An 11,979-nucleotide genomic window follows, 5' to 3' on the forward strand; every position below is an offset into this window, starting at 1 on the left:
GTGGCGTCGGGTCCTAGCTTGGGAGGTCGGATGGCAGCGGATTCGCATGTGCTGGAGGTCGGGCATGCTCCGACGCCGTTCACCGCCGCCGAGATCCGGTCCGCGACGAGGGTGGGGAAGTCCATCACGCGCCGCGTCGAATCGGTCGGTGCGGAGCCGTTCCTGCTGATCAGCACGTACGTCGAGTGCGACGAGGACGGCGCAACGCTGGAACGTTCGCGGCGGTCGCTCGACGGTGCTCTGCTCGGCGAGCCGCAGGTGATGCAGGCGACCTGGCTCGACCTGCAGCGGCACGCCTCGTTCGCGGCCGACGGCACGACGATCGAGCCGGAGCGGATCGAGACCGCGATCGGCGCGCTGGACTGCCTGCGCTACACCGTGCGGGACGGCGGGACCGACGAGATCTTCTGGTTCGCGACCAGCCTGCCGGGCATGCCGGTCCAGCAGATGACCCGGACCGACGGGCACATCGTGGCATCCGTCCTCGTGGTCGACTACACGACCTCCTGACCGAGTAGCTCGACCGCGACCCGGAGGTCGTCGACGAAGCGCCCGAAGTCGCGCCGGAACTCCTCGGACCGGACCACAGCCGACGGATGCACGGTCGCCACCGCCGGCAGGCCGCCCGGCAACTCGACCCGCTTGCCGCGCTCTTGTGTCACCCGGAACGTCGAGCCCAGCAGAGCCTTGGCCGCGACCGACCCCATCACGACCACCAACGACGGCTTCACGATCTCGAGTTCCCGCACCAGCCACGGACGGCAGGCCGTGATCTGACTTGCCGTCGGCGTCTTGTGGATCCGCCGCTTTCCGCGGAGCTCGAACCGGAAGTGCTTCACGGCATTGGTGAGATACACGTCCGACCGCTCGATCCCCGCCTCGACGAGCGCCTTGTCGAGCAGATGCCCGGCCGGCCCGACGAAGACGTGCCCATCCTTGTCCTCGTGATCCCCGGGTGTCTCGCCGACGAACATCAGCTGCGCCCGCACCGGACCTTCGCCCGCCACGGCCCGCTCGGCGTCCTCCCACAGGTCACAACCGCGGCAGCTACCGAGCTCCGCGCGTACCTTCCGCATGCCGCCCTTCTGCGGCACCCACTTCTCGGCTCCGGGATGTTTGCTCATCAGCCGCCCGTTTCGGAGTGTGGCGCGTGGACAGGCTTGGACTGCGCCGAGCGCCGCTGCCGGAGGTAGATCGATCCACCGATGATCGCGGCGACGGCGAGGAACTCGCTCTGCCAGTTCTGCAGCGACTCGTACCAGAACTGCGAGGTCCCGAGGTACTGCCAGGTCGTCACCGCAGCGCCGCCGTGCAGCGCCTCGTCCTCGCTGTACGTCGCGGCGCCGGTTGCCGCGTGCAACCAGAGCGAGAGCACGAACACCAGCCCGAACGCGATCGCCAGCGAGTTCTCGTACAGCTTGAGAATCAGCTCGGAACCGTGCCGTACCGGCCAGGGCGCGTTCCGGTCGGTGCGGTGGTCGCGGGGATCCTCGTCCTGCGGCGCCGGCTCGTCGACGGGCCGGGACTCGGCCGAGCCTTTCTGCACCAGGTACGCCGTGAGCAGGACGTACATGAACATCTGCAGGAACTCGGACTCCCAGTTCTCGAACACCGCCTCGCCGAACGACGCCGAGCCGACGTACTGCCCGAACGTCTGCGGCGCCTGGCCGTGTTCGGCGAGTTGGGAGTTCTCGTGGGCGTGGCCGACGAACGCCAGGCCGACCAGGAAACTGAAGAACAGCACCAGGTTGGCCAGCAGCAGCCCGCGGAGTCGCAGCCATCGCATGTCGCCCCGGTACCCGTTGCGACGCTATTTCATGACGCAGGCGGAACCAGGGCCAGCCGGATGATGACCAGAGCGAACAGAACCAGCGTCAGGGCGTGGACGACTGTGCACCACAGGCAGATCGCGTTGATCTGGAACAGTTCGGCCCAGATCAGGTAGCAGACGAACACGACCCCGGTCAGTACGCCGACCAGCCGTAGGCGGCTCGGCCACGGGGACGACGTACGCCACATCGGCGGCACGGACAGGGCGGTCATGCCGACGAAGAACGCGAGGCCGAGCAGTGCGACCGGGATCCCGAAGACCTTCGAGTACTGGCTGCTCGTCACCTTGGCGCAGTTCACCACCCCGGTGTCGGGGCAGGCGAGCGTGGTGCCGGCGGTGAAGTGCTCATAGGTGAGGTACGCCGCCACCGCGAGGCCGGCCACCGACACCACCAATGTGGCCCAGGGGATCCAGCCCAACGAGGTCCGGGGCGGGCGCTGTGCGGTCGCGTTGCTGGAACTAGGCACGCTCAGCCTTTCGCCGCGCCGAGCTTCGCCGCGGCCGCGGTCACCGCGTCGGTGGAGCAGACCTTCGCCGGCTGGTTGTTCGTCAGCTTGCAGATCGCTGCGGTGTAGACGTTGGCCGAGCCGTCGACCGCCTTCGCGATCGGGCTGGACGGGTCCTTCAGCGCGTCCGCGATCTCGGTCTGTGTCTTACCGGCCAGCAGGTCCGGGCTGTACGTCGCCCCGGACCCGACGTACTTGCCGCCGAGGTCGATGAACGGGATCGAGCCGTCGCTGTCGACGTACGGCGGCTTGTTGTACGTGTCGAACGTCTTCTGGTCCTCGGCTGTCGGGGTGTCGAGCGGCTTGTACCCGTTCCCGACCATCTCGTTCGTGGTCGTCTCGACGCCCGTGAACGCCAGGTACTGGCTGGTGTACGTCGCTCCGTGGAAGGACAGCGTCGGCGTGTTCGGGAACACGTCCTCGGACGCCGAATGCGTCGTACCGAGGTTGCTGAACGTGCCGAAGCGCGACAGCGCGACCGTGACCGGCCAGCGCTCCGCGGCGCAGTACGGGCAGAACTCGGCGCCGATGTAGAGCACCTTCGGCTTGCCGCCCGCGGTCAGCGCCGGCGCGGTGATCGCCGACGGAGCGGCCTTGACCTCGCTGGTGCCGACCGCGGCGAACGTCGAGTCCGGGATCGAGGAGAGCGCGGTGACCAGACCCGAGTCGGCAGAGCCGCTCGGACCGGTCGCGGTCTTCTTGCCGCCGCCGACCAGCCGGATCGTCACCAGGCCGCCGACGATGACCACGACCAGGACGACCGCGCCGACCGCGAGCAGCAGGCGCCGCCGTCGCTCCGCCTGTTGCTGGGCGGCCAGCTGCGCCGCGATGCGCTCGCGGGCCGCAGCCTTCTGTTCGACACGCCGTGCCATGACTCTCCTCTGATCGTGCGCAGGCTCCTGAAGGTCAACTATCCATCGGCCCCGGAAGTTCCTGCCTGTCCGTCACCGTGAGGTTACAGATCGCGCGCATCAGGGCAGGAACGTGGTCAGGTTCGCGGGCGTGAGGCCGTTGTCCGTGCGCGCGGCAACGTGCTGGTCGGGCCTGACCAATAGTGCGCCGTCCGCGGACAGGCCGGTGCACTCGGCCCAGTCGCCGTCCAGATCGGTGCCTTTGCCGACCCGGTGGACCGGGACCGTGTCGCCGAAGTCCGGCGCCTCCGAGCCGGCCAGGATGACGAAGCCGGGCCCGCACAGGTCGAGCGTCGACTGCCCGGTGGACAGTTCCACGTGCGGCAGCCGCGTGCCGACCTGGCAGCTCAGTACGTCGACGTACCCGTCGCCGGTGTAGTTGTAGCGCGTCATGACCGCGCCGGCGTCGACCTGCTCGGCCACCTCGGCGGCGTTGGTATCGGTCTCGATCCCGTAGCGCGCGAAGAAGTCGGTGCGCAACCGTGCCTGCTGCGCGGCGAGTACTGCGCGCGGCCGCCGCTCCGGCTCGTAGGTATCCAGCAGCTCCGGCGTCGCCCGCCCGTTCAGCACCATGGCGAGCTTCCAGGCCAGATTGTGTACGTCGGCGATGCCGGTGTTGGCGCCGAACCCGCCCCACGGCGCGTGCTGGTGCGCCGCGTCGCCGGCGAGGAAGACCCGGCCACGGCGGTACTCGTCGGCGACGTGGACGCGAGTGTCCCAGGTGCTCGACGCCAGTACGTCGACGTCGATGTCGTCGCGGCCGATCGCCGCGTGGACCTGCTCGAGCGGGTTGTCCGGGGGAGTGTCGTCGTACTCGAGGTGGAAGGACCACTCGTCGGTGTTGTTCTTCGCGAGGATGATCCCGCGGACCACGTCGTTGGCGACGTCGCACTGGCTGAAGGTGCGGCCCTCGACGACGGCGGTCAGGTCGGCGTGCACGAAGACGTTCAGGTACCGGTGGGTCGGCGGCAGCGTCCAGCCGCCGATGCCGAGTTCGGTCCGCACCGGGCTGCCCGCTCCGTCGGCGGCGATCAGGTAGTCCGCCTCGATCTGCTCGCCGCCGATCGTCGCGGTCACCGTGTCCGTCACAGCGTCGGGGCCGGCGTTGAAAGCCGTCAGTTCGACGCCGAAGCGCAGGTCGCCGCCGCGTTCGCGGGCGAGATCGGCGAGCACCGGCTCGAGCAGGACCTGTGGGCAGAAGCAGAACGTCGACGGGCTCGGGTCGCCGCCGATCCCGTTCCGGTGCAGGGCGCTCAGGTCGAGGCCCTCGGACTCGATCAGGTTCCGGCCGTGGCGAGCGCCGCCGAACGCACCGGCCTTCAGAGCAGTGGCAGCGGCTTCCTGGACGCGATCCTCGATGCCGATCTGCCGGTACAACTCGACGGTCCGGGGGTGCACGCCACGCGACCGTGGCAGCACGGACGCACCGGTACGGCGTTCCACGAGCACGAAGTCCACACCGTGGTACTGCAGAAACAGCGCCGCCGACAGGCCGACGAGCCCGCCTCCCACGATCAGCACCGATGTCCGGGTCATGATGTTCTCCTACAGTCTGAGCGATATTTACAGTCCACTATAAACATACAGCGCGATGTAAGCTGATCGTGCAAGGAGGTGAAGAGATGGCCGAACCCGGCCTGCGGGAACGGAAGAAACGCGAGACCCGGACGCGGATCGCGGACGTGGCGCTGCGGTTGTTCGCCGACCGCGGCTTCGACCGGACGACGGTCGCCGAGGTCGCGGCTGCGGCGGACGTGTCGGTGAAGACCGTCTTCAACTACTTCCCGGCCAAGGAGGATCTGTTCTTCGACCGGTCGGAGGAGATCGAGCAGAGCTGGCTGCAGGCCGTGGCCGACCGGCAGCCGGGGGAGGGTCCGCTCGCCGGGCTGCGCCGGCGGTCGCTGGGCCGGTTCGAGGATCATCCGAGCGGCCCTACCGCGCACTTTCGTCGGGTGCTGGGCGGGAGCGCGTTGCTGCAGGCTCGCGGTCAGCAGATGTGGGCAGTGCATGAGGACGCCGTCGCTGCCGCTCTGGCGGACGAGGTGGGGGAGCTGACCGGTCAGGTGCTGGCGCATCAGGTGTTCAGTGTCCATCCGCTCGTGCTCCGGAAGGTCGAGCAGTGGACACAGGACGGTGTCGCGGACGACGAGGTGCGGGATCGCGCCCTGGCGCTGGTCAACCAGGCTTTCGATCTGATGGACCGCAGCATCTCTAATCTCTCCTGACATGGACTGGCGGGCGTGGCACGCGAAGTACGAAGATCCCGAATCCGCACTGTCGCGGCGGTTGGCGGCAGTGCAGGATCAGGTCCGTGGGGCGCTCGATCGGGCCCCGGCGGGTCCGGTGCCGGTGATCAGCCTCTGCGCGGGGCAGGGCCGGGACGTCATCGACGTACTGGAGGACCATCCGCGGCGTGCCGACGTACTTGCGCGGCTGGTCGAGCTCGACCCTGAGTTGTCGGCGTTCGCGCGGGAGCGGGCGAGCGGTCTCGATCAGGTCGAGGTGATCACGGGCGACGCGTCGCTGACCGATCAGTACGTCGGTATGGCGCCGGCCGAGCTGGTGCTGCTGTGCGGGATCTTCGGGAACATCACGCCCGCGGACATCCAGCGCACGATCGCGGCGAGCCCGCAGCTCTGCCGTACCGGCGCAACGGTCGTCTGGACCCGCCATCGCGGCGAGCCGGACCTGGTGCCGACGATCTGCGACTGGTTCGAGGCGCGCGGCTTCGAGCAGGTGTGGGTCTCCGATCCGGAGGCCGATTTCGGCGTCGGCGCGCACCGCTTCACCGGCGTACCGGAACCGCTCGTGACAGGCCAGAGCCTGTTCGGTTTCGTGCCGGGTGGGGCCTGAACCGTAGGGCGATGCTCGACAGGCGGTAGGACATCGGTTATGTTACATAGACGATGTCATATCGCCTCGGAGGTGTGCCCGATGGACGAGACCGCTGAGCGGTTGCTGGGATCGGCGAGCCGGTTGTCCCGGGATCCGGAGACCGAGATCGACTGGGAAGCGCCGATCGGCGACGGGTACGGGATGTCGCCGGAGTGGAGCACGCTCTACGGGACGCCGTACTGGGACGAGCTGACCGAGGCGCAGCAGCGGGAGCTGACCCGGCACGAGTCCGCGTCGGTCGCGACGACCGGGATCTGGTTCGAGCTGATCCTGCAGCAGATGATCCTGCGCGACGTCTACGACAAGCCACCACGGAGCGCCGAGTTCCAGTGGGCGCTGACCGAGATCGCCGACGAGTGCCGGCACTCGATCATGTTCGCTCGTGCGACCGAGCGGATGGTCGAGCCGGCGTACCGCCCGCGGCTGCTCGCGCGCGAGCTCGGCCGGATGTTCAAGACGGTCGCGACCGGTGAGACGGCGTACGCCGCGATTCTGGTGGCCGAAGAGGTACTGGACGTCATGCAGCGCGACTGGATGCGGGACCGCCGGGTCGAGCCGCTGGTGCGGACCGTGAACCACATCCACGTGGTGGAGGAGTCGCGGCACATGGTGTTCGCGCGCGAGGAGACTCGCGAGCGGCTGGCCGGCGCGGGCCGCGGGCGCCGCTGGGTGAGCGCGCTGGTGATCGCGATCGCCGCCGACATGATCGTGTCGAGCATGGTGAGCCGTCAGGTCTACGCGAACGTCGGGCTGGACGCCGAGCGTGCCGTCCGCGAGGCGCGGAGCAACGAGCACCACCGGTCGTTGCTGCGGACGAGCTGCGCGAACCTGATGGACTTCCTCGGGTCGGTCGGGCTGCTGACGCCCGCCGCCGCCCGGGTGTATCGGCGGACCGGCCTGCTGTGAGCACGGGTGCTTGATGAGTTACGTGATCTCGGGGGAGTGCTGCTCGGACGCGAGCTGCGTCGCGGTCTGCCCGATGAACAGCATCCACCCGTCGCCCGGCGAGCCCGGGTTCGGCGCCGGCGTGAGTCTGTTCATCGATCCACGGACCTGCATCGACTGCGGGGCGTGCGCCGACATCTGCCCGGTCGACGCGGCGCAACCGGCCGACCAGGCGGCGCCCGAGGACGTCGAGCGGAATGCGGCGTACTTCGCGGAGCGGGAGCCGCTCGAGGCCACGGACCTGGACAGCTGGGAGCCGCCGGCGTACCAGGTCTGGGGAGACGGCCCGCGCCGGGTGCTGGTCGTCGGCGCCGGGCCGGCCGGGATGTACGCGACGCGCGAGTTGTTGCTGCGGACAACGGCCGAGGTGACGCTGGTCGACCGGCTGGACCAGGTCGGTGGACTGGTGCGATTCGGTGTCGCGCCGGATCACCCGCGGACGAAGCAGATCATCGACACGTTCGAGCGGATCGTCGGTCACTCGCGGGTGCGCTGGCTGCCGGGCACTGACTCCACCTCGCTGACCACTGGGTACGACGCGGTGGTCCACGCCGTCGGTGCTCGCCGGAGTCGTCGTCTTGGCATCTCCGGCGAGGATTCGGCTTGCACTGCCGAGGATTTCGTTGCCTGGTACAACGGGCGGCCGGGCGCAACCCTACCGGTCCAGCTGACCGGACCGCGGGCGGTTGTCGTCGGCAACGGAAACGTCGCCCTCGACGTCGCGCGCCTGTTGCTGAGCGACGAGGACCAGCTTCGCCAGATGGACGTGTCGCCGGACGTCAGGCGGGTGCTTGCAGCGAGCGGTATCAAGGAGGTCGTGCTGCTTGGCCGGCGCGGACCCGAAACGGCGGCGTACACGGAAACGGCGTTGCAGGAGTTGCTCGCCGCGGCCGGCGATCGGGTCGAGCTGCGGTTCCACGCGCGTCCGACGAGTTGGACGTCCGAGGGGCTGACGCTCGAGTCCGGCGACACGATCGCGGCGGGCAACCTGTTCACGGCGATCGGGTTCGAGGGACAGGCGGTCGACGGGCTGCCGTTCGACGCGGACCGCGGCATCGTCCCGAACGTCCGCGGCGCCGTCGTCGGACGGCCCGGTCACTACGTGGCGGGCTGGATCAAACGCGGCGCGCGCGGCGGGATCGGCGTGAACAAGGCCTGCGCCCAGGAGACCGTGACGACGCTGGTCAGCTCTTCCAGGGCTGCAGCTTCTCCGGGTTCCTGATCGCCCAGATGTTCGTGATGTGATCGCCGTCCACATCGAACGCGATCACGGTCTCGACGGCGCCTTCGAACTCGATCACCAGCCCGGGCTGACCGTTGACCATGCGCTCGATGAGAGTGCGGCCGAGGTTGAAGACCGGGAGATCGGCGAAGTACTGCGCGACGTCGACTCCGCCGTGTACCGGCGCGAGCGAGGCTCGCACGATGCCGCCGCCGTCGGCGACCGCGGTGACCCCGGGATCGAGCAGGTTGACGAGCGCCGCGATGTCGGTCGCCTCCCAGGCCGCCTTGAACTCGCGGACCAGCTCCGCCCGCCGCGCTGACGGCGCCGCCGGGTGCTCGGCGTCCCGGATCCGGCGCCGCGCCGACGAGGCCAGCTGACGGCACGCCGCCGGCGTCCGGCCGACGATCTCCGCGACCTCCGGGAACGGGTACCGGAACACGTCGTGCAGGATGAACGCCACCCGCTCGGCAGGCGTCATCGCGTCCAGTACGACAAGGAACGCCATGTTCACCGACTCGTCGAGCGTCACTCGATCGGCAGGGTCGGCCGGGTCGGTGGATCCGGTGTGCCACTCGGTGGTTTCCGGCAACGGCTCAGGGATCCATTCACCGACGTACCGCTCCCGCCGGGCGCGGGCGGACCGCAGCAGGTCGAGGCAGATCCGGCTCGCGACTTTGGTCAGCCACGCCGCCGGGTTGTCGATCGCCTGCTGCTCGTCCGGTGTCATCGCGTACCAGCGCGCGTACGTCTCCTGGACCACGTCCTCGGCGTCGGCCAGCGACCCCAGCAGCCGGTACGCGAGATTGATCAGCTGCCGCCGCTCGCTCATGATCGCGCTCAGGCCCGGGTCGCTCATGTCGGTCCTCTCCTCGTTCATACCTGGTACGACGGAACAGCCGGGCGAAGTGTGAGATCTGACAGTTCGTGCGGACATCTCGTCGTACAGATCATGACCACACAGAACGCTGTATCCGAAGTCGACATCCGGGAACGCATCGACATCCTGCTCGACGCGATCCGCACCGGCGACCGGGCCGCCGTCCGCACGATCTTCGCCCCGAACATCGTCTCCTTCGACATCCAGCCGCCGCTACGGCATCTCGGCGCCGAGACGAAGTGGGAGAACTGGGAGTTCGTTTTCGAGGCGTTCGAGCTGCCGCTCGAGTACGAGGTCCGCGACCTGACCGTCCTCGTCGACGGCGAGCTCGCGGTCGTGTACTCGCTGAACCACATGAACGCCGTGATGAAGACGGGCGGCAAGATCGACTACTGGCTGCGCTGGACCGCGGCCTGGCAGAAGATCGACGGGCAGTGGCTGATCGTGCACGACCAGGTCTCGGTGCCGACGAACTTCCAGGACGGGACTGCGGCGATGGACCTCCTGGCCTGAGTCATGCCCCGAGTCATGCGCTGAGTCATGATTTGACTCGCGCGCGGCCGAGGATGTGCGGGCTGGCTGGGGACTTGTGATCGGGTGGGAACTCGAACTGGTCGAGTTCCTCGATCTCGAAACCGGCGGCGGTGATCGCGGCGGCGGTGTCGCGGTGGGTGTGGCAGCCGCCGGCGAACAGCGGCCACAGGGTTGCGTCGGAGATGCGCTGGACCGTTGCGAGGGTGCGGTCGGGGGCGGCCGCGACGTGCTCGTAGAACCTGAGCTCGCCGCCGGGTCGCAGTACCCGCCGCACCTCGGCCAGGGCTTTGGCCTGGTCGGGGACCGAGCAGAGCACGAGCGAGACCACTACGGCGTCGGCTGACGCGTCAGGTGCCGGCAGGTGGTCCGCCGTACCTTCGACGACCTCGACCGGGACCGGGGCAGAGGCGGCTTGGCGCTGGGCCTGGGCGCGGAGATAGGGCTCGGGTTCGACGGCGAGGACGCTTGTCACGTCGGTGGGGTAGTGGGCGAAGTTGCCGCCGTCGCCCGCTCCGATCTCGACCACCCGGCCCTGTACACCGGTGAGCAGCCGACGCCGATGATCGGCCGCTCCCTGCTCGTCCATGGCGGGCCGCACCCGCGTGTACATCCGGGCGAACAACGGACGTCTCATGAACCCACCATCGCAGACTGTCGGATCGCGGCCCGGGTCGATCGTCTCCTGAGCGAGACTGTCCTCAAGGAGGTACGCGAGTGAAGTACGTGCTGATGTTCATCGAGACCGAGGAGTTCGCGACGGAGTTCGCGGCGATGGGTCCGGCCGAGAAGGAGGAGGCGTACCGGCGGGTGTACCAGTGGTTCGACGACCACGCGGACAAGATCACCAACCGGGGGAGCAAGCTGCAGGGCCGCGAGACCGCGACGACGGTCCGGCTGGACAGCGGGCAGCTGACGACCGACGGGCCGTTCATCGAGGGCAAGGAGGTCGTGTCCGGGTTTACCGAGATCGAGGTCGAGGATCTCGACGAGGCACTGCGGATGGTGAAGACGTGGCCGGCCTGCCCGGTGATCGAGATCCGCCCGGTCGCACAGATGTGAGCACCGACGGAGAGTTGGCCCGCGTGGTGCGTGATCACGCGGGGCGGTTGGCCGGTGCATTGGTGTCGCTGCTGGGTGACTTCTCGGCGGCCGAGGATCTGGTGCAGGACGCGGTCGAGATCGCGCTGAAGCGCTGGCCGGTCGAAGGGATTCCCGAGCGGCCGGACGCGTGGCTGTTCACGGTCGCTAAGCACCGCGGTCTCGACGTACTGCGTCGGCAGCAGAACTATCGCGCCAAGCTCGCTCTCCTCCAGCCGCTCGAGCAGCAGCCGGCCTCGGATGACCGGCTGCGCTTGATCTTCACCTGCTGCCACCCGGCGTTGGCGCGGGAGGCTCAGGTCGCGCTGACGCTTCGGGTGGTGTGCGGTCTGACGACTGCGCAGATCGCGGCCGCGTTCCTCGCATCGGAGTCCGCGGTCGCCCAGCGGATCACGCGGGCGAAGCGCAAGATCACCGACGCCGGCATCCCGTACCGGATCCCGCGCGACGACGAGCTCCCCGACCGACTGAACGAAGTACTGACAGTCATCTACCTGCTCTTCAACGAGGGCTACCTGTCGAGTACGGCGGAATGCGCTCACTCGTGCGATCTCGTCGACGACGCCGAATGGCTGACCGCGCTGCTCCACGGCCTCCTGCCCAACGAGCCCGAGGTAGCCGGCCTGCTCGCGCTGATCAGACTGCATCGCGCCCGTACGGCGGCCCGCTTCACGCCGGCCGGCGACCTCATCCTCCTCGAGGACCAGGACCGTACGTCGTGGGACCACGCAGCGATCGCCGACGCAACCGCTCTCCTCACGCGCACCGCCCGCCGGCACCACGCACCCGGCCCGTACCAACTTCAGGCCGCCATCGCCGCCTGCCACAGCGAGGCATCGACCTGGCCCGAGACGGACTGGCCGCAGATCCTCGTCCTGTACGACATGCTCCTCACCCTGCAGCCGACACCGGTCGCCGGCCTGCACCGATCCATCGCACTGTCCTACGTACGCGGACCCGCAGCCGCCCTCGCAGAGCTCGACGGAATGGCCACCGGGCTTGAGCAGTACTCGTTGTTCCACGCGACCCGCGCGCAGCTCCTTCGCGACCTCGGCCGTGCTGCCGAGGCCCACGACGCCGACGAGCGGGCCGCCGAGTTGACTGCCAATCCGGCACAGCTCGGTCTGCTCAACGAGCGCCTGGCCCGCTGAACCACC

General features: G+C 68.8%; 15 protein-coding genes. 8 read left to right on the plus strand and 7 right to left on the minus strand.

Annotation, left to right across the window (positions count from 1 at the left end; genetic code table 11):
* Positions 1–30 precede the first annotated feature (30 nt).
* Positions 31–510 carry a hypothetical protein gene (locus OHB24_RS32220; protein ID WP_327634635.1) on the plus strand — a complete coding sequence of 160 codons (480 nt, stop codon included), beginning with the start codon at positions 31–33 and terminating at the stop codon, positions 508–510.
* Here the strand turns inward: OHB24_RS32220 and OHB24_RS32225 are convergent.
* The 5 genes from OHB24_RS32225 to OHB24_RS32245 form a co-directional block, all read right to left on the minus strand.
* Positions 495–1,124 (minus strand): UdgX family uracil-DNA binding protein, encoded by a 630-nt coding sequence (locus OHB24_RS32225; protein WP_327634636.1) that lies wholly within the window; start codon positions 1,122–1,124, stop codon positions 495–497. The two genes, OHB24_RS32220 and OHB24_RS32225, sit on opposite strands and share 16 nt — an antisense overlap.
* Positions 1,124–1,786 (minus strand): DUF6766 family protein, encoded by a 663-nt coding sequence (locus OHB24_RS32230; protein WP_327634637.1) that lies wholly within the window; start codon positions 1,784–1,786, stop codon positions 1,124–1,126. The genes OHB24_RS32225 and OHB24_RS32230 overlap by 1 nt, the downstream gene beginning before the upstream one ends.
* A 29-nt stretch (positions 1,787–1,815) precedes the next feature.
* Complete coding sequence (locus OHB24_RS32235; RefSeq protein ID WP_327634638.1) at positions 1,816–2,298, minus strand: vitamin K epoxide reductase family protein; 483 nt, start codon at positions 2,296–2,298, stop codon at positions 1,816–1,818.
* A gap of 2 nt (positions 2,299–2,300) precedes the next feature.
* Positions 2,301–3,209, minus strand: a complete 909-nt coding sequence (locus OHB24_RS32240) for a DUF929 family protein (protein WP_327634639.1) — start codon at positions 3,207–3,209, stop codon at positions 2,301–2,303.
* A gap of 99 nt (positions 3,210–3,308) precedes the next feature.
* The gene (locus OHB24_RS32245) at positions 3,309–4,784 is read right to left on the minus strand and encodes an FAD-dependent monooxygenase (RefSeq protein ID WP_327634640.1); all 1,476 of its coding nucleotides are present in this window, start codon (positions 4,782–4,784) and stop codon (positions 3,309–3,311) included.
* A gap of 86 nt (positions 4,785–4,870) precedes the next feature.
* Here OHB24_RS32245 and OHB24_RS32250 point away from each other — a divergent pair, with 86 nt between their 5' ends.
* The 4 genes from OHB24_RS32250 (at position 4,871) to OHB24_RS32265 (ending at position 8,310) form a co-directional block, all read left to right on the plus strand.
* Entirely contained in the window at positions 4,871–5,473 is a 603-nt protein-coding gene (locus OHB24_RS32250) for a TetR family transcriptional regulator (protein WP_327634641.1), read from the plus strand.
* A 1-nt stretch (position 5,474) separates the two neighbouring features.
* The gene (locus tag OHB24_RS32255; RefSeq protein WP_327634642.1) at positions 5,475–6,101 is read left to right on the plus strand and encodes an SAM-dependent methyltransferase; all 627 of its coding nucleotides are present in this window, start codon (positions 5,475–5,477) and stop codon (positions 6,099–6,101) included.
* A gap of 81 nt (positions 6,102–6,182) precedes the next feature.
* Positions 6,183–7,049, plus strand: coding sequence for an AurF N-oxygenase family protein (locus OHB24_RS32260; RefSeq protein WP_327634643.1), 867 nt, complete (start codon positions 6,183–6,185; stop codon positions 7,047–7,049).
* 13 nt (positions 7,050–7,062) lie between these two features.
* Positions 7,063–8,310 carry an FAD-dependent oxidoreductase gene (locus OHB24_RS32265; protein ID WP_327634644.1) on the plus strand — a complete coding sequence of 416 codons (1,248 nt, stop codon included), beginning with the start codon at positions 7,063–7,065 and terminating at the stop codon, positions 8,308–8,310.
* Here the strand turns inward: OHB24_RS32265 and sigJ are convergent.
* On the minus strand, positions 8,273–9,169 hold the full coding sequence (gene sigJ / locus OHB24_RS32270) for an RNA polymerase sigma factor SigJ (protein WP_327634645.1): 897 nt from the start codon (positions 9,167–9,169) through the stop codon (positions 8,273–8,275). The two genes, OHB24_RS32265 and sigJ, sit on opposite strands and share 38 nt — an antisense overlap.
* 93 nt (positions 9,170–9,262) lie before the next feature.
* Between sigJ and OHB24_RS32275 the strand changes: the two genes are divergently transcribed.
* Positions 9,263–9,703 (plus strand): YybH family protein, encoded by a 441-nt coding sequence (locus tag OHB24_RS32275; RefSeq protein WP_327634646.1) that lies wholly within the window; start codon positions 9,263–9,265, stop codon positions 9,701–9,703.
* Between the two features lie 25 nt (positions 9,704–9,728).
* Here the strand turns inward: OHB24_RS32275 and OHB24_RS32280 are convergent, their stop codons facing one another.
* The gene (locus tag OHB24_RS32280; protein ID WP_327634647.1) at positions 9,729–10,358 is read right to left on the minus strand and encodes a class I SAM-dependent methyltransferase; all 630 of its coding nucleotides are present in this window, start codon (positions 10,356–10,358) and stop codon (positions 9,729–9,731) included.
* 80 nt (positions 10,359–10,438) lie between these two features.
* Between OHB24_RS32280 and OHB24_RS32285 the strand changes: the two genes are divergently transcribed.
* Both OHB24_RS32285 and OHB24_RS32290 read left to right on the plus strand, forming a co-directional pair.
* Positions 10,439–10,783, plus strand: a complete 345-nt coding sequence (locus OHB24_RS32285) for a YciI family protein (protein ID WP_327634648.1) — start codon at positions 10,439–10,441, stop codon at positions 10,781–10,783.
* Positions 10,780–11,973, plus strand: a complete 1,194-nt coding sequence (locus OHB24_RS32290) for an RNA polymerase sigma factor (RefSeq protein WP_327634649.1) — start codon at positions 10,780–10,782, stop codon at positions 11,971–11,973. The genes OHB24_RS32285 and OHB24_RS32290 overlap by 4 nt, the downstream gene beginning before the upstream one ends.
* Positions 11,974–11,979 lie beyond the last annotated feature (6 nt).

Origin of the sequence: Kribbella sp. NBC_00482 (assembly GCF_036013725.1) — a bacterium.
GTDB lineage: Bacteria > Actinomycetota > Actinomycetes > Propionibacteriales > Kribbellaceae > Kribbella.